Source organism: Chromobacterium subtsugae (assembly GCF_035919665.1).
Taxonomy (GTDB): domain Bacteria; phylum Pseudomonadota; class Gammaproteobacteria; order Burkholderiales; family Chromobacteriaceae; genus Chromobacterium; species Chromobacterium subtsugae.
Genome location: NZ_CP142381.1, coordinates 4,115,071 through 4,140,429, shown reverse-complemented (window position 1 = coordinate 4,140,429; position 25,359 = coordinate 4,115,071). Strand labels below are relative to the sequence as shown.

The 25,359-nt window shown below is 64.5% G+C and carries 22 protein-coding genes and 7 tRNA genes; 8 read left to right on the top strand and 21 right to left on the bottom strand.

All coding sequences use genetic code 11. The features are described 5' to 3' along the window. Positions 1-112: 112 nt before the first annotated feature. The gene (locus U6115_RS19655) at positions 113-1,045 is read right to left on the bottom strand and encodes a cation diffusion facilitator family transporter (protein ID WP_043580385.1); all 933 of its coding nucleotides are present in this window, start codon (positions 1,043-1,045) and stop codon (positions 113-115) included. Positions 1,046-1,179: 134 nt separating this feature from the next. After that, entirely contained in the window at positions 1,180-1,440 is a 261-nt protein-coding gene (locus U6115_RS19650) for a hypothetical protein (RefSeq protein WP_043580388.1), read from the bottom strand. 125 nt (positions 1,441-1,565) lie between these two features. Here U6115_RS19650 and U6115_RS19645 point away from each other — a divergent pair, with 125 nt between their 5' ends. Then, complete coding sequence (locus tag U6115_RS19645) at positions 1,566-2,543, top strand: serine/threonine protein kinase (protein ID WP_230623445.1); 978 nt, start codon at positions 1,566-1,568, stop codon at positions 2,541-2,543. Between the two features lie 4 nt (positions 2,544-2,547). Here the strand turns inward: U6115_RS19645 and U6115_RS19640 are convergent, their stop codons facing one another. The 10 genes from U6115_RS19640 to U6115_RS19595 all read right to left on the bottom strand — a co-directional run bounded on the left by U6115_RS19640 (position 2,548) and on the right by U6115_RS19595 (position 13,100). Further along, entirely contained in the window at positions 2,548-3,726 is a 1,179-nt protein-coding gene (locus tag U6115_RS19640) for an EAL domain-containing response regulator (RefSeq protein WP_043580392.1), read from the bottom strand. A gap of 11 nt (positions 3,727-3,737) precedes the next feature. Further along, positions 3,738-4,835: a protein-glutamate methylesterase/protein-glutamine glutaminase gene (locus tag U6115_RS19635; RefSeq protein ID WP_043580393.1), complete on the bottom strand. Its 1,098-nt coding sequence runs from the start codon at positions 4,833-4,835 to the stop codon at positions 3,738-3,740. Then, positions 4,832-5,422, bottom strand: coding sequence for a chemotaxis protein CheD (locus tag U6115_RS19630; RefSeq protein WP_052258398.1), 591 nt, complete (start codon positions 5,420-5,422; stop codon positions 4,832-4,834). Before U6115_RS19630 ends, U6115_RS19635 begins: the two co-directional genes overlap by 4 nt. Before the next feature lie 92 nt (positions 5,423-5,514). Next, positions 5,515-7,140, bottom strand: a complete 1,626-nt coding sequence (locus U6115_RS19625; protein WP_052258400.1) for a methyl-accepting chemotaxis protein — start codon at positions 7,138-7,140, stop codon at positions 5,515-5,517. A 52-nt stretch (positions 7,141-7,192) separates the two neighbouring features. Next, positions 7,193-7,738 (bottom strand): chemotaxis protein CheW, encoded by a 546-nt coding sequence (locus U6115_RS19620; protein ID WP_047236267.1) that lies wholly within the window; start codon positions 7,736-7,738, stop codon positions 7,193-7,195. Between the two features lie 19 nt (positions 7,739-7,757). Next, complete coding sequence (locus tag U6115_RS19615; protein WP_043580396.1) at positions 7,758-9,350, bottom strand: methyl-accepting chemotaxis protein; 1,593 nt, start codon at positions 9,348-9,350, stop codon at positions 7,758-7,760. Then, on the bottom strand, positions 9,347-11,482 hold the full coding sequence (locus tag U6115_RS19610; protein ID WP_043580398.1) for a chemotaxis protein CheA: 2,136 nt from the start codon (positions 11,480-11,482) through the stop codon (positions 9,347-9,349). The genes U6115_RS19615 and U6115_RS19610 overlap by 4 nt, the downstream gene beginning before the upstream one ends. Before the next feature lie 14 nt (positions 11,483-11,496). Then, positions 11,497-11,772 carry an STAS domain-containing protein gene (locus tag U6115_RS19605; RefSeq protein WP_043580400.1) on the bottom strand — a complete coding sequence of 92 codons (276 nt, stop codon included), beginning with the start codon at positions 11,770-11,772 and terminating at the stop codon, positions 11,497-11,499. A 25-nt stretch (positions 11,773-11,797) separates the two neighbouring features. Continuing rightward, the gene (locus U6115_RS19600) at positions 11,798-12,166 is read right to left on the bottom strand and encodes a response regulator (protein WP_043580402.1); all 369 of its coding nucleotides are present in this window, start codon (positions 12,164-12,166) and stop codon (positions 11,798-11,800) included. A gap of 19 nt (positions 12,167-12,185) precedes the next feature. Further along, on the bottom strand, positions 12,186-13,100 hold the full coding sequence (locus tag U6115_RS19595; protein ID WP_043580403.1) for a hypothetical protein: 915 nt from the start codon (positions 13,098-13,100) through the stop codon (positions 12,186-12,188). A gap of 228 nt (positions 13,101-13,328) precedes the next feature. Here U6115_RS19595 and U6115_RS19590 point away from each other — a divergent pair, with 228 nt between their 5' ends. The 4 genes from U6115_RS19590 to U6115_RS19575 all read left to right on the top strand — a co-directional run bounded on the left by U6115_RS19590 (position 13,329) and on the right by U6115_RS19575 (position 14,872). Beyond that, positions 13,329-14,555 (top strand): aspartate kinase, encoded by a 1,227-nt coding sequence (locus U6115_RS19590; protein WP_043580405.1) that lies wholly within the window; start codon positions 13,329-13,331, stop codon positions 14,553-14,555. Positions 14,556-14,616: 61 nt separating this feature from the next. Further along, positions 14,617-14,710: transfer RNA gene (locus U6115_RS19585), tRNA-Ser, on the top strand. A 6-nt stretch (positions 14,711-14,716) separates the two neighbouring features. After that, a tRNA-Arg gene (locus U6115_RS19580) sits at positions 14,717-14,793 on the top strand. Between the two features lie 4 nt (positions 14,794-14,797). Beyond that, positions 14,798-14,872: transfer RNA gene (locus tag U6115_RS19575), tRNA-Glu, on the top strand. A 155-nt stretch (positions 14,873-15,027) separates the two neighbouring features. Here U6115_RS19575 and U6115_RS19570 read toward each other — a convergent pair. Both U6115_RS19570 and U6115_RS19565 read right to left on the bottom strand, forming a co-directional pair. Beyond that, entirely contained in the window at positions 15,028-17,691 is a 2,664-nt protein-coding gene (locus U6115_RS19570; RefSeq protein ID WP_230623446.1) for a TonB-dependent receptor plug domain-containing protein, read from the bottom strand. A 227-nt stretch (positions 17,692-17,918) separates the two neighbouring features. Further along, a complete protein-coding gene (locus tag U6115_RS19565; protein WP_043580409.1) occupies positions 17,919-19,337 on the bottom strand; it encodes an aminotransferase-like domain-containing protein in 1,419 nt (472 codons plus the stop codon). Positions 19,338-19,737: 400 nt separating this feature from the next. Between U6115_RS19565 and U6115_RS19560 the strand changes: the two genes are divergently transcribed. Then, positions 19,738-20,145 (top strand): hypothetical protein, encoded by a 408-nt coding sequence (locus U6115_RS19560; RefSeq protein ID WP_146008445.1) that lies wholly within the window; start codon positions 19,738-19,740, stop codon positions 20,143-20,145. Positions 20,146-20,269: 124 nt separating this feature from the next. After that, positions 20,270-20,887, top strand: coding sequence for a LysE family translocator (locus U6115_RS19555; protein WP_043580411.1), 618 nt, complete (start codon positions 20,270-20,272; stop codon positions 20,885-20,887). Between the two features lie 61 nt (positions 20,888-20,948). Here the strand turns inward: U6115_RS19555 and U6115_RS19550 are convergent. The 4 genes from U6115_RS19550 to U6115_RS19535 all read right to left on the bottom strand — a co-directional run bounded on the left by U6115_RS19550 (position 20,949) and on the right by U6115_RS19535 (position 21,274). Then, positions 20,949-21,023 (bottom strand) — tRNA-Glu (locus U6115_RS19550). Between the two features lie 8 nt (positions 21,024-21,031). Further along, positions 21,032-21,108: transfer RNA gene (locus U6115_RS19545), tRNA-Arg, on the bottom strand. A 5-nt stretch (positions 21,109-21,113) separates the two neighbouring features. Next, positions 21,114-21,188: transfer RNA gene (locus U6115_RS19540), tRNA-Glu, on the bottom strand. A 9-nt stretch (positions 21,189-21,197) separates the two neighbouring features. Further along, positions 21,198-21,274 (bottom strand) — tRNA-Arg (locus tag U6115_RS19535). Between the two features lie 184 nt (positions 21,275-21,458). On the opposite strand from U6115_RS19535, the gene U6115_RS19530 reads away from it, so the two are divergent. Next, positions 21,459-22,874: an exonuclease domain-containing protein gene (locus U6115_RS19530; protein WP_043580413.1), complete on the top strand. Its 1,416-nt coding sequence runs from the start codon at positions 21,459-21,461 to the stop codon at positions 22,872-22,874. 69 nt (positions 22,875-22,943) lie between these two features. On the opposite strand, the gene U6115_RS19525 is transcribed toward U6115_RS19530, so the two are convergent. Genes U6115_RS19525 through U6115_RS19515 form a run of 3 tightly spaced genes read right to left on the bottom strand, consistent with a single transcriptional unit; the run spans position 22,944 to position 25,359 of the window. Then, complete coding sequence (locus tag U6115_RS19525; protein WP_043580415.1) at positions 22,944-23,693, bottom strand: flagellar motor protein; 750 nt, start codon at positions 23,691-23,693, stop codon at positions 22,944-22,946. A 59-nt stretch (positions 23,694-23,752) separates the two neighbouring features. Next, positions 23,753-24,493, bottom strand: a complete 741-nt coding sequence (locus tag U6115_RS19520) for an RNA polymerase sigma factor FliA (RefSeq protein WP_043580417.1) — start codon at positions 24,491-24,493, stop codon at positions 23,753-23,755. Continuing rightward, a complete protein-coding gene (locus tag U6115_RS19515; protein WP_043580578.1) occupies positions 24,490-25,359 on the bottom strand; it encodes a MinD/ParA family ATP-binding protein in 870 nt (289 codons plus the stop codon). Before U6115_RS19515 ends, U6115_RS19520 begins: the two co-directional genes overlap by 4 nt.

Sequence of the window (25,359 nt, the reverse complement as noted above, 5' to 3'; positions counted from 1 at the left end):
AGACTACGCCGACTATGGAAAAGTTGCACGTAAAAACTTCATTTACGTACAAAAGCAGCCGACAAGGCTATTTGGCGGCTGCATTTATCTGAAATATCGCGCCTGCGCGCGCTTAACCGGCAACGGGCATGTTGCCGTCGCGGTAATGCTCGGCCGGGTCGACGTGGGTCATCACGTCCAGCACAGGGTGCTGGCGCAGCACGCGCTGCTGCGCTTCTTCGGTGATGGCGTGGGCCTGGTAGACATTGATGTTGCCGTCCACTTCCAGGTGCACGTCGACCAGGATCAGGTCTCCCATTTTGCGGGTGCGCAGATCGTGGATGCCGACGATGCCCGGGGTGGCGAGCAAGGTGGCGCGAATGGCGGCGATGTCGTCCTCGCTGGCGGCGCGATCCATCAGGTCGCTCAGCGCGTCCCAGGCGAAGCGCCAACCCATGCGGCCGACCAGCAAGCCCACCACCAGCGCCGCCACCGGATCCAGTATCGGATAGCCCAGCAGATTGCCCGCCACGCCGGCGGCCACCACCAGCGAGGAGGCGGCGTCGGAGCGCGCATGCCAGGCATTGGCCACCAGCAGGCTGGAGCGCACTTTCTGCGCGGCGGCCAACATGTAGCGGAACAGGCTTTCCTTGGCGACCAGCGCCAGCGCGGCGATCCACAAGGCCAGGCTGTGGACTGCCGGAATATCGGCGGGGTGGATGAATTTGTTGGCTGCCGAATACAGCATGCCGGCGCCGACGGCCAGCAGCAGCAGGCCCAGGGCCAGCGAGGCGGCGTTTTCGTAGCGCTGATGGCCGTACTGATGGTCGTGGTCGGGACCCTTGCCGCTGTGGCGGCCGGCGACCAGCACGACGAAGTCGGAAAGCAGGTCGGACAGCGAGTGGATGCCGTCGGCTATCAGCGCGGAGGAATGGGCCCAGACGCCGGCGATGATCTGCAATGCCGACAGCAGCACATTGACCGCCACGCTGACCAGCGTGCTGGCGCGCGCGGTTTTCTGGCGTTCAGCGCTGTCTCCGCTTTCTGTTGCGTGTGGGTGTTTCATCGCGGACTTCCGGTCTAGGGGGGACAGCCGCCATTTTCTCATTATTTTCGCTATTGGTCATTAAAAGTTGATTGCAAAAGTAAATGATAATGAAAACGAGAATGAGCTGCAGAGTCCCTGCCCGGACAAGGGGATTACCAACGCGTGGAAACCAGATAGAGCAGGTAGGCCAGCGCGAGCAGCACCAAGCTGCCGCTCAGCCAGCAGGCGAATCCTTGCAGCAGCTGCCGCGCGTTCAACCGGTGTTCAAGCAGGCGCCGCCAAGCCTGGCGGCGGGCGCCGCGGTCCAGCAGCACCAGCCAGCCTTGCAAAGTCAGGTCGGCCCAACGCTCGGAGCCGTGCCGCAGCTGGTCTCCATCGAGGTGGAAGGAAAGAGGGGGGAGGAGCGGTTTCATGGCTTTCCTTTCCTGCGCCGGCGGTTTTCACTTTAGGCTTAGCAGATGGCGCGGGCGTTTGCGGGCTTATCTGCCGCGCTGAACGCCGGCCTCGTTGCGCGTATAATCGGCGGATGGATACCACCTTGCCTCCCCCTTTCGCCGCGCTGACGCCGGACGCCATTCTCGACGCGGTCGAGAGCCTGGGCCTGCGCGCCAGCGGCAGCCTGCTGGCCTTGAACAGCTATGAAAACCGCGTCTACCAGGTCGGCATCGACGACGGCGCGCCGCTGGTGGCCAAGTTTTACCGGCCGCAGCGCTGGAGCGACGACGCCATCCTGGAGGAGCACGCCTTCTCCTGGCAATTGGCCGAGCGCGAAATTCCGGCGGTGCCGCCGTTGCGGCTGCAGGGACGCACGCTGCACGAACACGGCGGCTTCCGTTTCGCGCTGTTCGAGCGCCGCGGCGGCCGGGTGCCGGAACTGGACCGCGACGACACCTTGCAGTGGATAGGCCGTTTCCTCGGCCGCATCCACGCGCTGGGACGGGTGGAGGATTACCGCAGCCGCCCGACGCTGGACCAGCAAAGCTTCGGCCGCGAGCCGGCGGACTTTCTGCTGCAGGGCGGATGGCTGCCGCCGGAGCTGGGCAATGTCTACCGCGGCGTGTTGGAGCAGGCCTTGGAAGGGGTGGCGCGCTGCTTCGAGCGGGCGGGCCAGGCGAGCCAGTTGCGCCTGCATGGCGACTGCCATGTCGGCAACCTGCTGTGGACCGACGCCGGCCCGCATTTCGTCGATTTCGACGACAGCCGCATGGGGCCGGCGGTGCAGGACTTGTGGATGCTGCTGTCCGGCGAGCGCGCCGAGCAGTCGCGGCAACTGGCCGAGGTGCTGGCCGGCTATGAAGACTTCTGCGAGTTCGACACGCGCGAGCTCTATTTGCTGGAAGGCCTGCGCACGCTGCGGCTGATCCATTACAGCGCCTGGCTGGCGCGGCGCTGGCACGACCCCGCGTTTCCGGCTGCTTTCCCGTGGTTTGGCGGCCAGCGCTATTGGGAGGAGCAGATTCTGGCGCTGCGAGAGCAGATCGCGCTGATGGACGAGCCGCCGTTGTGGTCTTGCTGAGCTTTCATTTAGACGCCGCGGCGGTGCGGGCGCGGCTCCAGGCCAGGAGTTCGTCCGGCGGCAGCGCTTTGGCGAAATAGCGGCCCTGGCCCAGCTGGCAGCCGCGCTCGGCCATCAACTGGCAGTCTTCCTGGCTTTGCACGCCCTCGGCCACCGTCGCCAGCTTCAGCCGGCGCGCCAGCTCGACGATGCTGTTGAGCACCGCTTGCAGATGGGGTTTGCCGCCGATCGAGCTCACCAGCGAGGGGTCGATTTTCAATTCGGTGAATGGAAAGCGCTCCAGTTGCTGCATGGCGGCGAAGCCGGTGCCGAAATTGTCCACCGCCAGGCCTACTCCGGCCATGCGCAAGCGCACGGCGCAGCCTATCGCCCGCGACAGATTGTCCGCGATCGCAGTTTCCGTCACTTCGAAGCTGATGAAGCGGACCGGCACATGGCTGTCGGCGATGATGCGCTCGATCTGCTCGACCAGGCCATCCTCTTGCAGCGAGCGCGGCTCCAGATTGAGGGACAGCGGCAGGCGCAGACCCTGGCGCGCCCATTCCCGCCATTGCCCCAAGCCTTGTGTCAGCATCTGCATGGTCAGTTCGGTGGCCCAGCCGGATTGTTCTATGACCGGCAGAAAGCTGTCGGCGTCGATTGCGCCCAGTTGCGGGTGCCGCCAACTGGCCAGCACCTCGGCGCCTTTGAGCGCGCCGTCGGCCAGATCGACCTTGGGCTGGTAGCTGGGGCGGATCTGGTCCGCGTCCAGTGCCGCGCGCAACTCCGCCGGCGCGAACTCGCGGCCGTCCATCCGCGCATCCGGCGTCCAGGCTCTTTGCGCCAGGTCGCGCAGCGCATCCAGCCGCAGCGGTTTTTGCAGCGCGCCCAGCACCGGCAGGCCCAGCTCGCGGCCCATCATCTCCACTGTGGAAATCAGCAGGTAGTCCTTGCTGGAGGCGACCACCACTGGCGTATGCAGGCCGGAGGCGGCCATGCCCTGCATCACCCGCACGCCGTCCATGCCGGGCATCTCCAGATCCAGCAGCACCAGGCTGGGGAGGCGCTCCCGCATCATGGCCAGCCCTTGCCCGCCGTCGGCGGCCTCGCGCACGCTGGCGGCGCCCAGCGCGCGGCACAGTTCCAGCGCATGCTGGCGCTGCACCTTGCTGTCGTCGATCACCAGGATGTCGTCCAGTTCCATGGGCGGCCCGATCAGCGGCAGATGGCCTTGGCTATCATGTCCAGCGCCATCACTTCGTCGGCGGCGCCCAGCTTGATCGCTTCCTTGGGCATGCCGAACACCACGCAGCTTTCTTCGTCCTGGGCGATGGTTTTGGCGCCGCAGTCGTGCATTTCCTTCAGACCCTTGGCGCCGTCGTCGCCCATGCCGGTCATGATGATGCCCAGCGCGTTCTTGCCGGCGAACTTGGCGGCGGAGCGGAACAGCACGTCCACCGACGGCTTGTGGCGGCTGACCAGTGGGCCGTCGACGACTTCCACCTGGTAGAAGGCGCCGCTGCGCTTGACCATCATGTGCTTGCCGCCGGGGGCGATCAGCGCGCGGCCGGGCAGGATGCGGTCGCCGTTGCTGGCTTCCTTCACCTCGATCTGCGACAGGCTGTTCAGCCGTTCGGCGAAGGAGCGGGTGAATTTCTCCGGCATGTGCTGGACGATGGCGAGGCCGGGACAGGTGCGCGGCAGCTCGGTCAGCACGGTTTCCAGCGCCTGGGTGCCGCCGGTGGAGGTGCCGATGGCGATGATGCGCTCGGTGGTGGCGAAGACATTGCTGCCGGTGGGCGCGGACAGGATGGCGTCGGCCGACAGCTTGGGACGGGTTTCCAGCGGATTGGAGCCGGACGGCGCGGCCGTGGGCGAGCCGCTGGCCGACGGCATCACCCGCACCCGGTTCATCCGCGCGGCGGCGGCGCTGCGCACCGCCATCACCAGCTGGGCCGAGCTTTCCTCCAGGAAGCCCTTGACGCCGGAAGTCGGTTTGGCGATCACCTCCACCGCGCCCGCCGCCATCGCCTGCATGCTGATGTCGGTGCCCTTTTGCGTCAGCGATGAGCAGATCACCACCGGGGTGGGGCGGCTGCTCATCAGCTGCTTGAGGAAGGTGATGCCGTCCATGCGCGGCATTTCCACGTCCAGCACCACCACGTCGGGCCAGCGCAGCTTCATCTTGTCCATCGCCATGTAGGGATCGTTGGCGACATCCATCACCTCTATGCCGCTGGCCTCGGTGAACACCTGGCTCAGCACCTGCCGGACCACGGCGGAGTCGTCTACGATCAGAACCTTGATACTCATGTTCGCATCCTTGTATTTTTGGGCGGAACCAGTTCCAGCTCGGCCTCTTGCGATTGCTTGATCCAGACGTTGCCGCTGGCGACATCGAACAACACCAGGCGCGGACAGTTGCCGCCCAGGTCTTCCGCCTGCAGGCGCAGGCCAAGCTGCTTGACCATGGCGCGCGCCAGGCTGATGTTGCGCGCCGGCACGTCATGGGTGAGTTTGCGTTCGCGGCTGATCAGCATCGAGGCGCCGCCTATCAGCCGGGCGTGGAACTCCTGCAGCGGCAGGCCGCAGGCCAGGATTTCGCGCAGCAGCAGCAGCATGGCCTCGTCGCCGTAGCGGCCGGACAGGGCTTCGCCGCGGCGGTTGGTGCGCTGGGCCAGCAGGTAGTGGCACATGCCGCCCACCTGGGCCTGGGGATGCCAGAGGATGATGGAGACGCAGGAACCCAGCAGCGTGCGGATGCGGGTGCCGCGGCCGCCGAAGTGCCAGTCGCCTGGGTGGAGGAAGATGGCGTCGCCGGCGGCGTCGGCGGCCGCCGTTGCGCTTGGCCGGCTGTCGGGCGCGGGCGCCGCCGCCGGTAGCGGCGGAGTCAATGCCATGGTCTTGGCTTTCCTTAATCAGCGCCGGGCGGACTGCCGGCGACATTCACATGTTTCAATCTAGTACAGTGCGCCGGCGCCGCGCGCGGCTTTCAAAAGCGGAACATGTCGTCCAGCTGTTCCTGATCGTGGGCCGGAGGCTCGGCCGGCAGCGGCGCCGAGTCTGCGCGGGCTGCGGGCGCGGCCGCAACGGGCAGGGCGGCGGTGCCGGCCGCCAGCCGGAAGAAATCCATTGCCTGCTGCAGCCGGTTGGCCTGCTGGGTCATTTCCTCGGCCGTCGAGGCCAGCTCCTCGCTGGCGGCGGCGTTCTGCTGGGTGGAGTGGTTCAGGTGCAGGATGGCCTGGTTGATCTGGCCGATGCCGCCGGCCTGCTCCTTGGTGGCGGCGGCGATCTCCTGCACCAGGTCGGCGGTGCGGCCGCTGGAGCGGACGATCTCCTTCAGCAGCCGCCCGGCGTGCTCGGCCACGGCGACGCTGCGCTCGGCCAGCTCGCCTATTTCCTGCGCCGCCACCTGGCTGCGTTCGGCCAGCCTGCGCACTTCGGCCGCCACCACCGCGAAGCCGGCGCCGTGCTTGCCGGCGCGGGCGGCCTCGATGGCGGCGTTCAGCGCCAACAGGTTGGTCTGGTAGGCGATTTCATCGATGATGCCCACCCGGTCGGCGATCTGGCGCATCGCCTGCACCGTCTGCTGCACCGCCTGGCCGCCTTCGGTGGCTTCGGCCGAAGCCTGTTCGGCGATCGCTTCGGTGGTGTGGGAGTTGTCGCTGGTCTGGTTGATCGACGCCGATACCTGCTCTATCGAGGCCGAGCTTTGCTCCAGGCCGGCGGCGGAAGAGCTGGCTCCCTGCGACAGCGCCAGCGCGGTGGAGCTGATCTGCTGCGCGGCGCTGGCCACGCCGTCGGAGGCGGTCTTCACTTCGCCGATGATCGCCCGCAATTGCAGGCACATCAGCCGTATCGCTTCGCTGAGGCTGCCTTCCGGCGCCGGCGCCAGCTCGATGTCCAGCCGGCCCGCTGCCACCTCGCGGGTGGCGCGCGCCACGTCGCGGGGCTCGCCGCCCAGCCGGAGGATCAACTGGCGGTAGATCAGCAGCAGGAAGCCGGCCAGCAGCAACAGCACCGTCAGGCTGACGCCGGCCAGCCAGGCGAAGGTCTGGCTGGTGATGCGCTGCGCTTCGTCCTCCATCTGCCGTTGCATCCGGCTGGTTTGTTCGATCAGCGGCAGGATGGTCTGATGGTTGCGGTCGTACTGGGCGGCCAGCCGGTCGAAGGACAGATTGATGGCCAGTTGGTCGTGCGCGTCCAGCGCCGGCAGGAAGCGGGTGTCCACTTCCTGGAAGAAGGCGTCGCCGCTGGGCTGCACCTTTTGCGCCAGGGTGGCGCGCATCTCGGCCGGCAACGGATTGGCTTCCCATTTTTTCAGCCCGTCGTAGAATTCGGCGCGTTGCGCCTGCATCTGGTTGAGCAGTTGCTGGCGGATGGATGGATCCATGGCGCCGCGCAGCTGGTTGGCCAGCAGGAAGCTGGCTTGCAGCTCCAGCGTCGGCGGATCCAGGTCGTTGATGAAGTCCTTGCCAAGCACCACCTGGCGGTACATGTCGCCGTTGATCATCACCGTGCGCAAGCCCTGCCAGGCGGTGGCGGTCAGGCAGCCCAGGCCCAGCAGCACGCCGGCGGTCAGCAGGATGAACTGGTGTCGAATGCTGAAATGCTTCATCGGGATTCTCCGCGGCCGTCGCCGGTTTGCCGGCGCGCATGGCGTGCCGTCATCATTCCTCCTCCGCCTCTTCCTGCCGGCTCAGCTCCGACAGCAGCGACATCTCGTGCACCGACAGCACCTTGTCCACGTTCAGCAGCACCACGAAGTGGTCGTCCAGCCGGGCCATGCCCTCGATGAAGTCGACGCGGATCTTGCTGCCGAACTGCGGCGGCGGCTCGATGGCGTCGTCGGGAATCGCCAGCACCTCGTGCACGGCGTCCACCAGCACGCCGATCAACTGCCACTGCTCCTCATGCTCCACTTCCATGATGACGATGCAGGTGCGGCGGTGGATCGCGGTTTCGTCGCGGGCGAAGCGCAGCGACAGGTCTATCACCGGCACCACCGCGCCGCGCAGGTTCATCACGCCGCGGATGAACGGCGGCATCAGCGGCACCGAGGTCGGCCGGATGTATTCGAGGATTTCCCGTATCCGCAAAATGCCGATGGCGAAGGTTTCCCCCGCCAGCTGGAATGTCAGGAACTGCCGGAGTTCCGCCGCTTCCGCTTCGGCGGCGTCGCTATCGGCGCGGCGCAGGATATTGAGTGCGGCCATATTGATGTCTCCCGCCGGTTCAGAATGGCATTCGGCCGCGCGCGGCGGCTTCCGGCGCCGCCGGCGTCCCGCGCGCGTCCACGCCGGCGCGCAGGGCGCCCAGATGAAAGAAGCCGATCAGGTCGTGCAGGTTTTCGGCCTGGCGGTTCATTTCCTCGGCGGTGGCGGCCAATTCCTCGCTGGCGCTGGCGTTCTGCTGGGTGGTCTGGTTCAGCTGCTGCACCGCCAGGCTGATCTGGCCGACGCCGTCCGACTGCTCGTTGGACGCGGCGGCGATTTCCTGCACCAGGTCCGAGGTGCGGCGGCTGGAGCGGACTATCTCTTCCAGCAGGCCGCCGGCTTCGTCCACCAGCAGCACGCTGTCGCGCGCCAGCGCGCCGATTTCCCGCGCCGCGACCTGGCTGCTTTCGGCCAGCTTGCGAACTTCGGCCGCCACCACCGCGAAGCCTTTGCCGTGCTCGCCGGCGCGGGCGGCCTCGATGGCGGCGTTCAGCGCCAGCAAGTTGGTTTGGTAGGCGATGTCGTCGATGATGCCGATCCGCTCGGCGATCTCGCGCATCGCGCGTATGGTCTGCTGCACCGCCTCGCCGCCCTGGCCGGCCTCCCGCGACGCCTTTTCCGCCATGCTTTCCGTCAGCCGGGCGTTGTCGTTGGTCTGGTTGATCGACGCCGACATCTGCGCGACCGACGACGAGGTCTGCTCCAGGCCTGCGGCTTGCTCGCTGGCGGAGCGCGCCAGCATCTGCGAGGTGGCGTGGATGTGCTGGGAGGCGACGGACAGGCTTTCCGAGCCGTTCTTCACCTCGCCGATGATGGCGCCCAGCGTCTGGATGGTTTGGGCGATGGAGGCGGCCAGGCTGGTCTGATCGTCGGGGCGCAGCGCGATGCCGCACTGCAGGTTGCCGTTGGCCACTTCGCGCATCACGCCGGCCACCGCCTGCGGCTCGCCGCCCAGCGTGCGCAGCAGATTGCGGCGGATGGCGGCGGCGATCAGCAGGCTGGCGGCGACCGCCAGCGCGGCCAGCAGCAGCATCCGGCCGCGGCTGGCCTGGTAGGCGGCCGCGCTTTGCCGCGCCAGCTCCTCGTTGAGTCCGTCCTCGACATCGGCCAACGCGCTGATCTGCTCGTTCAGCCGGCCGCCCTTGCCGGCCAGCAGCGCGCGCGCGTCGCGGGGTTTCTGCTGTCCGACCAGCGCCAGCGCCTGCAGGTAATCCTGATGGGCGTCGCGGCTGCCGTTCTGGATGGCGGCCATCAGCTCCCGCTCGCGCGCGTTGGTGCCGGCTTCGCGCTGGAACATCTGCGCCAGTTGCCGCTCGGCTTCCTGGTAGCGGCGCAGCGCGTCCTGCAGATTCCGTCCGGCGCGTTCCAGCTCGCCGCGGTTGCCGGCCAGCAGGCCGTTGCGTATTTCCAGCCGCGCCAGCTGGTTGGACTCCAGCAGTTGGTGGGCGAGGCGGGCTTCGACATTGTTGACCCGGGTGATGTTGTGGACGGCGCTGTTGATATTGCCGAAACCCTGCAGCGCCACCGCGATGCACAGCAGCATCAGCAGGATGACGGCGCCGTAGCCCAGCGCCTGCCGGGTGGCGATGCGCATGCCGGAGAAGGCGGTCATCGCGCGTTTCCCGGCAGCGGGGCGTGGGAGCGGGCCGCCGCGCCATCGGGCGGCGGAAAATGCTCAGCCTCCTTGCGGCAGGCATGGCGGAGCAGCGACGGCACGTCCAGGATCAGCGCCACCTCGCCGCTGCCCAGTATGGTGGAGCCGCTGATGGCCTTCAGCGTGCTGAACAACGCGCCCAGCGGTTTGATCACGGTCTGGAATTCGCCTTGCAGCGCATCCACCACCAGGCCCGCCTTGCGGTCGTCGTAGTGGACCACCACCACGTTGCGGCGCGGCGCGGCCTTGGCGGGCAGTTCGAAAAAGGACGACAGGTGCAGCAGCGGCAGCAGCTCGCCGCGCAGATTGATCCAGTCGTGCACGCCGTTGGCAGGCAGGCCGTCCGGCAGTTCTATGCATTCCACCACCGCTTCCAGCGGCAGCACGAAGGTGGAGGCGGCCACTTCCACCAGGAAGCCGTCGATGATGGCCAGCGTCAGCGGCAGGCGGATGCGGAAGGTGGTGCCGCGGCCGGGCTCGCTGTCGATGTCTATCGTGCCGTGCAGCTGCTGGATGCTGCGTCTGACGACGTCCATGCCGACGCCGCGTCCGGACAGATTGGTCACCTGTTCCGCGGTGGAGAAGCCCGCCGCGAAGATTTGCTGGAACACCGCGCTGTCAGGCGGCTCGTCGTCCGGGCCCAGCAGGCCGCGTTCGCGCGCCTTGGCCAGGATGCGCCGCCGGTCCAGGCCGCCGCCGTCGTCGGCCACCTCGATCACCACGCTGCCGGATTCGTGATAGGCGTTGAGCCAGAGGTTGCCCTGGGCCGGCTTGCCGTGGGCCTGGCGCAGATCGGTGGCCTCTATGCCGTGGTCGATGGCGTTGCGCACGATGTGCAGCAAGGGATCGCCCAGTTTTTCCACCATGGACTTGTCCAGTTCGGTTTCGGCGCCGACGATGTGCAGGTGGATGTCCTTGCCCAGCTCGCGCGACACATCGCGAACCACCCGCGGGAAGCGCTGGAAGATCTCGCCTATCTGCACCATCCGCATCGACAGCGTGCCGGCGCGGATCTGCTCGATCAGGCTGGCGATGGTCAGCGTCGCCTCCACCAGCGGCGTTTGCTGCGCGCGGCGGGCGATCAGGTTGGCCGCCGCGCCGGCGATCACCAGCTCGCCGATCAGATTGATCAGGTTGTCCAGCTTGCCGGCCTCCACTTTGATGAAACGGCTCTCCGCCGGTTTGGCGCTGCGGGCTTCGCCGTCCGCTGCGGTTTCGGCGGCCGCCGGGAGCGGGGCATGGCCGGGCGGTTCGGGCTGGGCGTCAGCCGCCGCGTCGATGGGCTCCAGAACGCCGAAGCGCGTCCAGGCCTGCCGCACCGCCGCCGTCTCTTCGGCGCCGGCGTTCGCGCAGGCGTCGGGCAGGCTGGGCTGGACGAGCGCCAGCGGCCAGAGATGGATGGCGCTGTCTTCGCGCGCGAATTCGAATACGTCCAGCAGGCTTTTCTCATCCTGCTCGCCGTGATACAGCGCCTCCAGCCGCAGATAGTTGGATTCGGGGTCGAAGGCGTCGCCGTCAGGCAGCGCGCAGCAGATGGCCTCGATCTGCTCGATCCGGCCTATCGAGGCCAGATAGCGGATGAAGGACGAGGGATCGAGGCCGTTGCGCAGCGCGTCGGGGCCGAAACGCAGCGATAGCAGCCAGCGGCTGCTGGCCGGCGCCGGCGGCGGCTCAATGTCGGCAGAGTCGGCCGCGGGCGGCGCCTGCGGATGCGCCAGGTAGTCCCGCAGCGCCGCCAGCAAGCCTTCGTCGCGCAGCGCCGTCAGATCCTGCTTGGCGGCCAGCGCCTGTATCATCAGCTTCACATGGTCGTGGCAGCGCAGCAGCAGGCCGACCAGCTCGTCGTCCAGCCTCAGGTGGCCGTCGCGCAGTTGATCCAGCAGGTTTTCCGCCTGGTGGGTGAAATTGACGATTTCCTCCAGGCCGAACAGGCCGGCGGAGCCCTTGATGGTGTGCATGGCGCGGAACAGCGCGTTCAGCTGCTCGGCGTCGGCATGTTCGGCCTCGATGTCCAGCAGGGTGCTTTCCATGTCGGCCAGCAGTTCGCGCGATTCCTCCAGGAAGGTTTGCAGCGCCTGTTCCAGATCCATCGCCTCTCCTCTAGTCAGGGCTCCAGCCGCAGTTCGCGCTGCAGCCCCATCAGCTGGACAAAGTCGCGCACGGCCCGGCTGGGCGACAGCAGCGCCACCGGCTGTCCCAGGCGGATGCCTTCGCGCTGCAGCCATAGCAGGACCTGGGCGCCGGCGCAGTCGATCTCCTCCACGGCCGACAAGTCCAGCGTAACGCCGGCGCCGTCCCGCAGCGCGCCGGCCAACTGCGCGCGCAACTGGGCCGCCTGGTAGATGGTTTGCTCGTGGCCGGCGCGGATCGCAAGCGGCATGTCGGCTCCTGGCTGCGGCGCCCGCTCAGGGCAGGATCAGCTTGGCGACCGCCGTCAGCAGCACCGGGGGTTGGAAGGGCTTGACCACCCAGGCTTTGGCGCCGGCCTCCTTGCCTTCGCGCTTTTTCTCTTCGGCCGACTCGGTGGTCAGCATGATCACCGGGGTGAACTTGTAGCTGGACAGCTGCTTGATGTGCTTGAGCAGGCCGATGCCGTCCAGCAGCGGCATGTTGACGTCGGAGATGATCAGATGGATTTTGCGCCCATCCAGGATGTCCAGTGCCTCCTTGCCGTTTCCGGCCTCCAGCACTTCATAGCCGGCGCCGGCCAAGGTCATTCTCACCACCTGCCGCAAGGTGGTGGAGTCGTCGACTATCAATATGGTCTTGGCCATCTGCCGCGTTCCCAGTGATTCAGAAGAAGGTGATGTCGCTAGGCCCGGGAGGGCGGTCGCCGCCGTCCCGGTTGTGCAGCGCGCGCTGCTCGTGCGTGGTGTAGCTGCTTTTGAGCGCGCTGAGCCAGGCTTCGGTATCCGGCGGGGCCGGCAGCTCGTCCTCGCTGCTCAACGCCTCGTGCAACATGGCTTCCAGCTGCCAGATATCGTTCTGGACGTGGGACAGGATCTGGTTGACCCGGTCCTGGAACTGCAACTGGGTCAGCGTGTCCTCGGCGGCGGCCCGCAGATCGAAGCCGGCCGCGTTGCCGTCGCGCTTCTGGCCGGGCGGAGGCTGGGAGTCGCGCTCCAGCGTTTCCAGCTGCCGCAGCAGATTGCCGACCTGGCTGGCGATCTGCCCATCCGGCTGGCTGTTTTCCCGCGCCTGAGCCAGCGCTTCCAATTGCAGGGCCGATTGCTGCAGTTGCTTGAGCATGGGCATCAGCATCCTGTCCGGCGGCGATAGGCCGCTTGGCGCGCCCAGCAGGGGGGCGTCGGCCGTTTTCTGCTCCGCGGCGGCATCCGCCGGCTCCGGCGCCTGGTATCCAAGCTGGCGCAGCATATTGTCGCAGTGCCCGGTCAGCCGGCCGGCGGCCTCGTCTATCTGTTCGCGCCCCAAGGCGATGTGGCCGGCCCACAGCGGCAATAGCGCGTAAACATGGCCGGCGACATCGCGCCAGTATTGCGCCTGCGAGCCGATGTCGCGCGGCGGCGGGCGGGAGGCGGCGGGCAGGCTGCGCGGCCACAGCAGCAACAGCAGCAACAGCAGGGTGGTAAGGCCGAGAGCCGGCCAGAACAAGGGATGGTCGATGAACAGCGCGTACTGGATTCCCCCGTTGACGACCAGGCCGATTTCCAGCCGGATCCAGCGCCAGGGTTGAACAGGGGCAGTCATGCATGGGTCCCGTCAGTCGGATCGTGATCTCTCTCTGTTTTGTAGCCTTTAGGCTTAGGGGATGCAAACAGCCAGCCAGTTGTCTTAGCGCGATGGCGTGCGCCAGGGGATGCGAGGCGCGGCGTGGGCCGGCATGTTCGACTTTGCCAATTCAGCCTTGCATTTATCGACATTCTGTGGTCAGAATCGAAGCTCGACATTTCAACCATTTTGAAACAAGAAGCACGTATGGCACTCATCGTACAGAAGTACGGCGGCACCTCGGTCGGGACAACCGAGCGCATCAAGAATGTGGCCCGTCGCGTCGCCAAATGGAAGGCCCAGGGGCATGATGTGGTGGTGGTGGTTTCCGCGATGAGCGGCGAGACCAACCGCCTGATCGCCCTGGCCAAGGATATTCAGGATTACCCGGACCCGCGCGAGCTGGACGTGATCGTTTCCACCGGCGAACAGGTCACCATCGGCCTGTTGGCGATGGCGCTGAAGGAAATCGGCGTGCCGGCCAAGAGCTATTGCGGCTGGCAGGTGAAGGTGGTGACCGATCAGTCGCACACCAAGGCCCGCATCCAGTCGATAGACGAGGAGGTGATGCGTTCCGACCTGAAGGAAGGCCGCGTGGTCATCGTCGCCGGCTTCCAGGGCGTGGATGAGGAAGGCAACATCACCACGCTGGGCCGCGGCGGCTCCGATACTTCGGCGGTGGCGCTGGCCGCCGCGCTGAAGGCCGACGAGTGCCAGATCTACACCGACGTCGACGGCGTCTACACCACCGATCCGCGCGTGGTGCCGGAGGCCCGCCGCCTGAAGACGGTCACTTTCGAAGAGATGATCGAAATGGCGTCGCTGGGCTCCAAGGTATTGCAGATCCGCTCGGTGGAGTTCGCCGGCAAGTACAAGGTACGCTTGCGCGTGCTCTCCAGCTTCGAAGACGAAGGCGAGGGCACCCTGATTACGTTTGAGGAAGATGAGAGCATGGAAAAGGCGGTAGTGGCAGGCATCGCATTCGATCGCAACGAGGCCCGCATCAATGTCAAGGGCGTGCCGGACAAGCCGGGCATCGCTTACCAGATCCTGGGCCCGATCGCGGATGCCAACATCGAAGTGGACATGATCATCCAGAATGTCGGCGAAAACGGCACCACCGATTTCTCCTTCACCGTGCCGCGCGGCGAGTTCCAGCGCACGCTTGCCATCCTGCGCGAGGTGCAGACCCATATCGGCGCGGCCAAGATCGATGCCGATGACAAGGTGGCCAAGATTTCCATCGTCGGCGTCGGCATGCGTTCGCACTGCGGCATCGCTTCCACCATGTTCCGCACGCTGGCCGAAGAAGGCATCAACATCCAGATGATCTCCACTTCGGAAATCAAGGTTTCGGTGCTGGTGGACGAGAAATATCTGGAGCTGGCGGTTCGCGTTTTGCATAAGGTTTTCGGCCTGGACCAGGCGGCATAAATAATTTTGCATTTATGCTTGACAGCAAGAGCGCCCCTATTTAATATGGCGCTCTCTGAACGGAGAAATGGCCGAGTGGTCGAAGGCACTTCCCTGCTAAGGAAGCATACGGGCTTAAACCTGTATCGAGGGTTCGAATCCCTCTTTCTCCGCCAGAAACTGCACCCGTAGCTCAGTTGGATAGAGTATCTGGCTACGAACCAGAGGGTCGGGCGTTCGAATCGCTCCGGGTGCACCAAGACGTCCCTATAGTTTAGCGGTTAGAACACCGCCCTTTCACGGCGGTAGCCGGGGTTCGATTCCCCGTGGGGACGCCAGGATTCAGAAAAAGCCCAGCATGAAAATGCTGGGCTTTTTCTATTTTCTTCCATCGCATTCAGGCCGCCTTTTCCACGGGAAGCGGCTTGAATGCCGATTCATGCAAAACGGGATGCAATGCATCCCGTTTTTTCATTTTCCGCGCGGTGCGATTTCAGAAGTGGTGATTCAGCTCCAGCCAGGCCTGGCGGCCGTAGGGTAGGTAGGTGCCGACCGGATAATACGGCGCGCCGTCGCTGTAGTCTTTCTTGATGAAGTCCTGCAGGTTGTTGACGATCAGGCCTAGCGAAGTCTGCTTGCTTAGCTGATAGCCTAGGCTCAGATTGGCCAGGATGGTGGGCGTCAGGTAGCCGGTTTGGGCGTTGTTGGGCACCTTGCCGTAGCGCGTCAGTTGCAGGGTGGACGACCAGTTGCCGATGCTCCAGCCCAGGCTGGCGCTCAGCTTGTTGCGCCAGTCGCTGTTGCTCAGGTCTTGCAGCCTGTCCTGGGTGGGGTCGCCGGCGAATTGCTGATAGGTGAAGGTCAGCACCTGGGAGTAGCTGGCCTGCAGCTGGAAGCGGCCCCATTTCGCGGTCCGCCAGCGCAGCTTGCCGTTCAGGTCTATGCCGCTGGTGCGTTCGTTGGCGGCGTTGATCGGATTGGTCAGGATCTGGTTGATGGCGCCCGGGTCCAGCACGGCGTTGGCCGGGTTGCGCTGCACCCGTCGCAGCGCGTCCTGGCACAGGCTGGAGTTGCTGTCCAGCTGGCCGCTGCGGCAAGCCGCCTCGTCGCGCAGAATCTTGTCCTGATCCAGGTCGGTCACCAGGTCGTTGATGCTGATGTTCCAGTAGTCCAGCGACAGGTCGGCGTCGGCGCTGGGCGACCAAACGAAGCCGAAGCCGTAGGATTTGCCGTTTTCCGGCTTCAGGTCCGGATTGCCGCTTTTGACGAAATTGGCTGTCAGGTCCTTGTAGTCGCAAGTGGCGGTGGGCTGGCCCGCCTGCTGGCAGCGCCAGTAGTCGGTCACGCTGGGATAGTAGCCGCGGCTTTGCGTCAGAAACAGGTAGTTCATGTCCGGCGCGCGGAAGCTGGTGGCGTAGTTGCCGCGCAGCAGCAGCGTGTCCAGCGGGCGGAATTCCAGGCCGCTGCCATAAGTGAACTTGCCGACGCTGCTGTCGGCGATGGCCAGGCGGTCGTAGCGGCCCGATAGGGTGACGTTCAGGCGCTTATGCAGCGGAATGAACAACTCCGCGCCGGCGGCTTGGCGCGCGCGGGTGCCGCCGGCATGGCTGCCGGGCGAGGCTCGATAGAACACGCCTTGCCCCAGCTGGATGTCGGGATCGTTGCTGAAGCCCTGGCTGCCCCATTCCAGCGCCCCGGCCAATTTGACCGCGCCTGCGGGCAGCTTGAACAGGTCGCCGCTGCCGCTGAGGCTCAGCGCCTGCAGCCAGGACTTGTCCTGCTCGAAGCTTCTGCCGACGATGCTGTTGAATTGGGCCGGCGTGATCGGGGCGGCGAAGTGCGCCGCGTTGGGCGCGTAGATGCCTATGCCGTTGCTATCGGTGCCAAGCTGCGGGCCAAGGAAGAAGCTGTCGACGTTGGATAGCAGCCTCGGCGCGGCCTGCTGGCTGGTGTAGATCGAGGCGTTGTACGCGGCTTCATAGTTCCAGCTGGTGCCGGGCAGGTCGCCGCGCACGCCGAAGGTGAGGTTGGCGGACAGGTCGTCCCATTTGCGGTTGTAGACGGTGGCGCCGCCGATTTCCTCCGGCGCCAGCCGTCGGGTCCATTGCTCGTATTGGCCGGTGTTCTGGTTGAGGAAGTATTGGCTGGATCCGCCCAGCGAAGTCCAGGCCGGGCCGCGGGTGTTGTTTTCGGTGTGATTGAAGCCGAGCAGGGCATCGCTGAACAGCTCGGCGTGCTCGTTGAGCTGGTAATTGGCGCTCAGGTAGCCGTTCTGGCTCTGGTTGGCGGTCTGGATGGTCCAGTAGTCCGGGCTGGCCTGGCCGCTGGCGCAGACCACGCCGTTGCCGGTCCGGCTATTGATCGTGTAGGGGCGGACGCTGCCGTTGAACAGGCTGGAAAAAGCGCTGCAATCGCCTGCGCCTATGTATTTCCCCTTGTTCGGCCCCTGTTTGATCTGTTGCGACCAGATGGTGGTTGGGGCGGAGCCGTCCGAGCTGTTGTCGGCCATGAAGCCGCGCTGGTTGCTCCAGATGGCGTTGCGCTGGCTCAGCTCCAGCCCGTAGACCAAGCTGAGTTGATCCCAGCTGTGGCCGCCGCTCAATTGCAGCCTGCCATTCTCGCCGCCATGGTGCTCGCTGGCGCCGACCTTGACGTTGACGTCCACGCCATCGGTCTTCTTTTTCAGGATGACGTTGACCACGCCGGCGATGGCATCGGAGCCGTAGATGGCGGAAGCGCCGCCGTTGAGGATTTCTATCCGGTCTATCATCGCGGCCGGAATATTGGCCAGATTGACGAAGTTGACCGAGCCGTCGTACGCCGTCGGGTAATCGGCGACCCGGCGGCCGTTGATCAGCGTCAGCGTGTGGTTGGGCCCCAGGCCGCGCAGGCTGATGGCGTTGGCTGCCGGTGTGAAGGTGTTGCCGAAGTCGGCGCCCTGGGTAAAGCCGGTGTTTTGCGGCAGGCTGTTCAGCGCGTCGTAGACATTGGTGTAGCCCTGTTTTTCGATGTCGCTGCCGGTCAGCACGGTGACGCTGGTCGGGCCTTCCTGGGCGGAGCGGGAAATGCGCGAGCCGGTAACGGTGACGCGCTCCAGCGCCGCGCTGTCGGCATCGCCGGCAGCGGCCATCGCCGGAGCGGCCACGAGGCCGAGCAAGGCGGGAATGACATATGTGTTTATCTTGTGTTGGATTCTCACAGAAATTCATCAGACAGGGTCTGATCCCATAGAAATTTCGGAGAATACAATCTAACACCATGTCATTTTCATGCTTTCAAGAAAAACAGAAGTATTAATGCTTTAGGCATATATGCCGGTCGCGGGGTGTGGCATCTTTGCCGGGAGGGTTGAAGGGCGGCGCTTCCTGACCGCTCGGCGGAACGTCAGACCCTGCTGGCGGCGCGGGCTTGGCTCAGCAGCATGGCGAATCTGTGGGCGACGCCGGCATCGTCGCTGCTGGCGACATTGAAGCGCATGAAGCGGCGCGCGTCGGGATTCCGGCTGAACAGCGTGCCCGGCGCGAGCACCAGATCTTGTTCCAACCCGCGTTGCGCCAGTTCTTCCGCATCGATGCCGGCGGGAAGCCGCGCCCAGATGAACATGCCGCCGTCAAAGGAGTGGGCCGGCTCGCAGCCGCTCTGCCGCAGCCACTCGGCCACCCGGGCGCCGGACTCCAGCAGGCGAACCACCAGGCGATTGCGGTGCTTGCCGTAGCTGCCCTCGGTCAGCATGCGGCAAAGCAGTTGTTCCAGCAGCTCCGACGTGATGCCGCCGCTCATCAATTTCAAATGGCACAGCTTGGCCGACAGGTCGGGCGTGGCCACCACGTAGCTGGCTCGGGTGTTGGCGCTCAGCACCTTGGAAAAGCCGGATAGGTAGCTGACATGATCAAAGCCGGCCAGGGCGGCCAGCCGCGGCGGCGGCGAGCTGTGCAGGTCGCCGTATAGGTCGTCTTCCACGATGTGGCAGCCGTATTGCTTGGTCAGCTGCAACAGGCGGTAGGATTGGGCGGGTGTGAAAGAGTGCCCGGTGGGATTGTGCAGCAGGGAGGTGGTCAGGTAGATGCGCGGCTTTCGGGCGGCCAGCAGCGTTTCCAGCTGATCGAAATCGATGCCGCCGGTGTTGCGGGCGATGGTGACGACGCTGGCGCCATGCAGCGCCAGATTGGCGTGAAAGTTGAAATAGCAGGGATCGTCCAGCAGCACGGTGTCGCCGGGGCGCAGCAGCAGGCGCAGCAGCATGTCTATCGCTTGCACGGTATTGGCGGTAGTGACGATCTGCTCCAGTTGGACGGTCATGCCTTGCAAGCTCAGCCGCTGCTGCAACGCTTGCCTCAGCGGCAGATAGCCGGCCGGGCTGCCGTAGCCGGATATCCTCAGCAGCGGCGAACGCACGGTTGCGCGCATCGCCTGGCGGTAGGCGTCGGTATCCAGCCAGCTTTCCGGCAGGTGGCCGCTGCCGGGGCGCATGGCGCCGTTGTCGGCGATCAGCGAGCGGCGCAGGATGCTGATCAGGTCTTGCGGCATCAAGTCGGCCAGCGGCGCCGCAGTCGGCGCCGCGTTGAGCGGGGAGACGAAAAAGCCCCGGCCTTGCCGGGATGACACCAGATGGCAGCCGCGCAGCCTATCCAGCGCGTCGATGACCGTGAATTTCCCCACTCCAAATAGGCGCGTCAGCTCGCGGATCGATGGCAGCTTGCTGCCCGCAGGGATGGTGCCCTGCAGGATGGCTTCGCTCAGGGATTCGACGATTTGCTGAACCTTGGGACTGCCTGGATGAAAGGCGATCGGGGAGATTGGCATCGTGGTCCTTTTGACTTTGCCGGGGATTTTACCGGTAAAGTCCTGTCATTTGAAGCCAGGCTTTATCTGTTATGAATCAATCCCGAGACCTATTCTGTGCGCATGTGATCGCTGATGGACTGCTTCGTCTTGTCTGGGTCAATTCTGAGTAGGTCATTAAAAATCTTTAGCTAAATATTTTCCGCTGCAGTACGTGGGAGAAATTAATCAGATCATGTGGAGCGTTATGCCATTTTGAATGGTATTCATTCTTTCAGGCGTGCATGATAGCTGTGTTTTGATCTAAAAGTAACGCTTGCTCAGAATTTATTCTACTTCGTGTGAATTTGGGGTTTGTGGTTAATCTGATTTGCGGAGATCAATCGGTTGGCGGGTTGAAATTAATAAAACGAGGTGAGCAATGAGTACGCAGGAGCTTAACTTAACAAGCGAGCTGGCAAGGCTTTTGTACTATGCGGCTCACGTTGCAACTACGATTCGGCAGCGCAGCGAGAAAATAGATAGCCGGGGCTGTCGCTTGCTGAATGGCAAGGGTATTTTTCAGCTGGCTGATGCTTTGCATAATTTTGACCTGTTGGGGCATGCTGTCCTGACTAATAATCCAAGAGCAATGTTGCGAGTTTGCAATTTGCTGCTAAAGGATTATCAACGCTATATTCAACGCTATGCGATTCCGCTTGATGATACGAAGACTTCCGGGTTTGGAAAGCCTGGGATTCATATGGTGGATTTGCAAGAGGGAGTGAAAATCATTACAGAAATACAAACCAGAGTTAGACTTTTAACTAAAGCAGCATGTGTGAGTTAAGATGAAAAGATTGGATTTACTTCACCGGCACTCAGAATTTGGCAGCTAAAACATACTACCCTTTCTACCCTTTCCCCATTGCCATGCATGGGGTTTTTTTCAAGCTTACCATTTTGAGAGGCAAGTGCAGCAATTTTCTTATTTCCTGATTTTCTGCGCGACGATGACGTTCAGTCCTGGTCCCATGACGGTTTTCTTGATGAGTCTTGGGTTGAGGAATGGATTGCGTAGCTCCATTCCCGCGCAGTTGGGTGCTTCGGCTTCGTACCTGGTTTCCATTTTGATATTCGCCATCGGCTTGTCCGAACTGCTGAAAAACGACCCGTTTGTCATGCGTGCGATCCAGATCGCCGGCGTGGGCTATATTCTTTACCTCGCGTATCGGCAATGGACCAGCAAGGGCGTGCGGATGGAGGTGGCGGGCTTGTCGAGTGATATGAGATTCGGCCAGTTGTTCATCAAGGGCATGCTGACCGGATTTTCGAATCCCAAGACGATTCTGATGTTCAGCGCGGTTTTCCCGCAGTTTGCCGGGCGGGCGGGCAGCCGGGCGGCAGACATCGCCATCTTGGGGCTGACTTTTCTGCTGCTGCAGTTCGCCAGCGGGTGTTCCTATTGTTATTTCGGGCAGCGGATCAAGCATGTGCTGGATCAGCCGAGAAGACAGCGCCTGATGCAGAGGGTCACGGCGCTGCTGCTGCTGGGAGTGGCGGGAATGCTGGTGAATAGCTTTGCCGCCTAGAACGGCGGATCGGGAATGAAGAAAGCCCGTCATGCTGAGATGACGGGCTTGCTTTTCATGCTGGCGTCCCCACGGGGAATCGAACCCCGGCTACCGCCGTGAAAGGGCGGTGTTCTAACCGCTAAACTATAGGGACTGAAACTGTGGTGCACCCGGAGCGATTCGAACGCCCGACCCTCTGGTTCGTAGCCAGATACTCTATCCAACTGAGCTACGGGTGCAGCTTTGGCGTCCCCACGGGGAATCGAACCCCGGCTACCGCCGTGAAAGGGCGGTGTTCTAACCGCTAAACTATAGGGACGCTGATTTTTGGTGCACCCGGAGCGATTCGAACGCCCGACCCTCTGGTTCGTAGCCAGATACTCTATCCAACTGAGCTACGGGTGCACTGCCTTGCGAGACGTTGTGTCTTGCGAGGAGGTGAATAATATAGAGGGCCATTTGGCCTGTCAACACCTCGTGGGACTTTTTTTTGCAAAGCCGGTAAACTGGCCCGCAATTGCTGTCGCGGCCTTCCAACATGGCCTGGCGAATGGCATGTCCGGCGCGCGGCGCCGCACGACTGAAAGCGATGGATAGATTGAATACCCTGTTTGAACAACCCTGCGCCATCGTCGATCTGGAAACCACCGGCGGCAATATCAGCCGCGACCGCATCACCGAGGTGGGGGTGATCCTGATCGACGGCGAGCGGGTGGAGCGCCATGCCTGGCTGGTCAATCCCGGCCAGCCGATTCCGCCGTTCATCGAAAACATGACCGGCATCAGCAATGAGATGGTGGCCGCGGCGCGGCCATTCGCCGAACTGGCCGAGGAGCTGCTGGCGCGGTTGCAAGGCCGCCTGTTGTTGGCGCATAACGCCCGCTTCGACTACGGGTTGCTGAAGAACGAATTTCGCCGCCACGGCCTGCGCTTCCAGACGCGGGCGCTGTGCACGGTCAAGCTGTCGCGCCGGCTGTATCCGCAGCATTTCAAGCACAGCCTGGATAGCCTGGTGGCGCGTCACGGCATAGACATGCCGGAGCGGCACCGCGCGCTGGCCGATGCCGAGGCGGTGTACCGCTTCCTGCGGATCGCGGAAGGGGAGCTGGGACAGGGGCGCCTGGCGCATGAGGCGGAGCAACTGTTGTCGCAGCCGGCCGAACTTGGCGATCTTGCGCCGCAGTTGCAGCAACAGATCGAGGAGCTGCCTGATTCGGCTGGCGTCTATGCGCTGTTCGGCGCGGCGGGCGAGGCGCTGTATGTCGGCCGCGCCGCCAATCTGTACCGCAAGGTGCTGGGGCATTTCGCCAAGGCCAAGCCCGGACACAAGAGCCACGAGGTGCGCATCGACGAGCCGGTGGCGCGGGTGGAGTGGCGGGAGAGCCTGGGCGAATTCGGCGCGCATCTGCAGGAGCTGCAGTGGCTGCGCGCCTATCAGCCGCTGCATAACCCGCGCGCGCGGATGTTGAGCGAGGCCTGTTCGCTGCAACTGCGGGTGGAGGAGGACGGTTTCGCGCGGCTGCGCGCGGTGTCGGCGCAGGATATCGATTTCAGCCGCACCACCGATCTTTACGGCCTGTTCCGCCACGCGCGCGAGGCGCGCAAGGCGCTGGCGCAGATCGCGCTGGCGCAGGGGCTGTGCCAGGCGGTGCTGGGGGTGGAGCAGGTGACCAGCCGCAAGGGCGTAGCCTGCAACGCCTACAGCCTGAATCGCTGCCGCGGGGCCTGCGTCGGCAAGGAGGGCGCGGACAGCCATAATCTGCGCCTGGTGTCGGCCTTGCAGCGCCTGAAGGTCAGGCAGTGGCCGTTCGAAGGGGCGGTGGCGGTGGTGGAGCGCGACGAGGTGTGCGGCGACGTGGTCGAGCATCTGTTCGACCGCTGGTGCTACCTCGGTTCGCGCCGCAACGGCGGCGAACTGGATGGCGAGCCGGCTTTCGATCTGGACTACTACAAGTTGCTGGAGAGCGAGCTGCGCAAGCCGGAGCGGGAACTGGCGGCGCAGTGAGCTGACAGCGCAAAGCCAAAAGGCAAGCCCCCTTGGCTTGCCTTTTTTGCGAGCTAACGCGGGAGCGGTTTATTCATGCATCGCCAGGAAGCCGCGCAGCCGGCTTTCGATGATGCGCGGGTTTTCGCCGTTGGCGATGGCGACTATGCCCTCCACCACCAGCTCCTTCATCGCCAGCTCCGACGCCACCAAGTGTTTGAGCTTGTTGCCCACCGGCAGGAAAAACAGGTTGGCCGAACCGACGCCGTAGACGGTGGCGACGAAGGCCACCGCGATGCCGCCGCCCAGCTTGGATGGGTCGGAGAGGTTTTCCATCACGTGGATCAGGCCCAGCACCGCGCCCAGAATCCCCATGGTCGGCGAATAGCCGCCGGCCGATTCCCAGATCCGCGCCGCCTGCTTGCGGGCGTGCTCGAACATGCTGATTTCCACGTCCATCACCGCGCGCAGCGTGTCCGGCTCGGTGCCGTCCACCAGCATCTGCAGCGCTTTCTTGGTGAAGGGATCGCGTTGCTGGTTGATCACCCCTTCCAGCGCCAGCAGGCCGCCCTTGCGCGAGGTCTGGCTCCAGTTCACCACTTCGCGGATCATTTTCTCGTGGTCGAAATTGGGCGGGCGGAAGATCCAGCGCACCATGCGCAGGCCGGCCATGAACTGCTTGGGCGTGCTTTGCAGCATCACCGCGCTGGTGGTGCCGCCGATGACGATCATGAAGGCGGTCAGCTGCATCAGCGAGCCGAGGCTGCCCCCTTCGATGGCCTGGCCGGCGACGATGGCGGTCAGGCCCAGGATGATGGCGATAAGACTGATCTTGTCCACAAGGTGTTTCCGTTATTGATCTGGTCTGAAGCCCGGCATCACGCAAACCGGGCCTTCCCTTACAGCCAGTCTTTCAGTTTTGCCCGCAGCCTGGCGATGGCCTGGCTGTGCAGCTGACAGACCCGGGACTCGGTGACGCCGAGCACCGCGCCGATTTCCTTCAGGTTCAGCTCCTGCTCGTAGTACAGCGCCATCACCAGCTGGTCGCGCTCGGGCAGGAATTTGATCGCGCTGATCAGATGCTGGCGGAAGCTGTCGTCGGCCAGCGTCGCCAGCGGGTCCGGCGAATCGTCGTCGGCGACGTTGGCCACCGGGTTGTGCGGGTTCTCGTCGTCGCTGGCGAAGTCCTCGAAGTGTAGCAGGGTGGTGCCCTTGCATTCTCCCAGCATGTCCTGGTACTGCTCCAGCTCCACGCCCAGCTCGGCGGCGATTTCCGACTCCAGCGGCGCGCGGCCGAGCTGCTGTTCGAGCCGGGCTATCGCTTCTTCGATCTGGCGGGCCTGGCGGCGCGCTTGGCGCGGCAGCCAGTCCTCGCGGCGCAGTTCGTCCAGCATCGCGCCGCGGATCCGTTGGCTGGCGAAAGTTTCGAACATCACGCCCTGCGCCGGGTCGAACTGGCGCGCGGCTTCGATCAGGCCGATCATGCCGACCTGGATCAGGTCGCCCAGATCCACCGAGGCCGGCAGCCGGGCGATCATGATGCTGGCCAGTTTGCGTACCAGCGGCGCGTGGGCCTCCACGTCTATCTCGACGCTGGGGGCCGCATTGGCGTAGCCCGATCGGCGAAAGGACGGGTTCATAGGGGTTTGGCTCCATCTGCCTCGGCCCAGTCGCGCGAGGCGGCAATCAGCAAGTCCATGTATCCGGTATTGTCACGTGTGGTTTCCGGCGCGTCCCAATGCAGCAGCACCGCCGCCAGCTGGGAAAACGCCGCGGCGGCCTCGCTGTCGGGGAAGGCTTCCATCATCGGACGGTGCAGCGTCTGGCTGCGGCGCACGGCGCTGTCCTGCGGCACGAAGCCCACCCAGCGCAGCGACACCGTCAGGAATTCGCTGGTGACGGCCGACAGCCGGGTGAACAGCTCGCGCGCCTCGTCCAGATGGCGCGCGCGGTTGATCAGCACATTGAAGCGCTGGCGGCCGTACAGGCTGGCCAGGCGCTTGATGTTGGCGTAGGCGGCGGTCAGCGATTCGGCGGCCGGGGTCAGCACCAGCACCAGGTTGTCGGCCACGCTGGCGGGGATGGCGTCCAGGCCGGGGTTGGGCACGTCGATCAGCAGCGCCGAGGCGTCGCGCTCCTGCGCGCCGAATTCGCTGCCTAGCCTGAGCCACAGTTGGGCGGAGAACAGCGCGCGCTGTTCCGGCCGCGCATAGAGATTGACCAGCTGTACCCCCTGGCGCGAGGTGATCATCATGTCGTCCAGCCCGCCGGCGTTGACCACCTGGCTTTCCAGCGTGGCGGTGGCGGGGACGCCCAGGCGGCGCGTCTGCACCTGCCCCAGGCAACAGTCTACCACCAGCGGCCGCAGCCCGGCATAGGCCAGGCCCAGCGCCAACTCGGTCACCACGGTGCTGGTGCCGGAGCGCTCCGAGCCGATGAAGGCGAAGCTGGGAGCGCGGTTCTGCTGCGCGGCGAGCAGGCGGAGGCTGGCGGCTTGATCCGTCAT

Bases quoted from the DNA above. Each gene is read 5' to 3' on its own strand.
- U6115_RS19610 (WP_043580398.1), bottom strand. From the start codon at position 11,482: ATGGATCTGGAACAGGCGCTGCAAACCTTCCTGGAGGAATCGCGCGAA.
- U6115_RS19560 (WP_146008445.1), top strand. From the start codon at position 19,738: ATGAGTACGCAGGAGCTTAACTTAACAAGCGAGCTGGCAAGGCTTTTG.
- U6115_RS19650 (WP_043580388.1), bottom strand. From the start codon at position 1,440: ATGAAACCGCTCCTCCCCCCTCTTTCCTTCCACCTCGATGGAGACCAG.
- U6115_RS19615 (WP_043580396.1), bottom strand. From the start codon at position 9,350: ATGACCGCCTTCTCCGGCATGCGCATCGCCACCCGGCAGGCGCTGGGC.
- U6115_RS19600 (WP_043580402.1), bottom strand. From the start codon at position 12,166: ATGGCCAAGACCATATTGATAGTCGACGACTCCACCACCTTGCGGCAG.
- U6115_RS19515 (WP_043580578.1), bottom strand. From the start codon at position 25,359: ATGACGGATCAAGCCGCCAGCCTCCGCCTGCTCGCCGCGCAGCAGAAC.
- U6115_RS19625 (WP_052258400.1), bottom strand. From the start codon at position 7,140: ATGAAGCATTTCAGCATTCGACACCAGTTCATCCTGCTGACCGCCGGC.
- U6115_RS19530 (WP_043580413.1), top strand. From the start codon at position 21,459: ATGGATAGATTGAATACCCTGTTTGAACAACCCTGCGCCATCGTCGAT.
- U6115_RS19640 (WP_043580392.1), bottom strand. From the start codon at position 3,726: ATGGAACTGGACGACATCCTGGTGATCGACGACAGCAAGGTGCAGCGC.
- U6115_RS19520 (WP_043580417.1), bottom strand. From the start codon at position 24,493: ATGAACCCGTCCTTTCGCCGATCGGGCTACGCCAATGCGGCCCCCAGC.
- U6115_RS19605 (WP_043580400.1), bottom strand. From the start codon at position 11,772: ATGCCGCTTGCGATCCGCGCCGGCCACGAGCAAACCATCTACCAGGCG.
- U6115_RS19635 (WP_043580393.1), bottom strand. From the start codon at position 4,835: ATGAGTATCAAGGTTCTGATCGTAGACGACTCCGCCGTGGTCCGGCAG.
- U6115_RS19595 (WP_043580403.1), bottom strand. From the start codon at position 13,100: ATGACTGCCCCTGTTCAACCCTGGCGCTGGATCCGGCTGGAAATCGGC.
- U6115_RS19565 (WP_043580409.1), bottom strand. From the start codon at position 19,337: ATGCCAATCTCCCCGATCGCCTTTCATCCAGGCAGTCCCAAGGTTCAG.
- U6115_RS19630 (WP_052258398.1), bottom strand. From the start codon at position 5,422: ATGGCATTGACTCCGCCGCTACCGGCGGCGGCGCCCGCGCCCGACAGC.
- U6115_RS19655 (WP_043580385.1), bottom strand. From the start codon at position 1,045: ATGAAACACCCACACGCAACAGAAAGCGGAGACAGCGCTGAACGCCAG.
- U6115_RS19590 (WP_043580405.1), top strand. From the start codon at position 13,329: ATGGCACTCATCGTACAGAAGTACGGCGGCACCTCGGTCGGGACAACC.
- U6115_RS19620 (WP_047236267.1), bottom strand. From the start codon at position 7,738: ATGGCCGCACTCAATATCCTGCGCCGCGCCGATAGCGACGCCGCCGAA.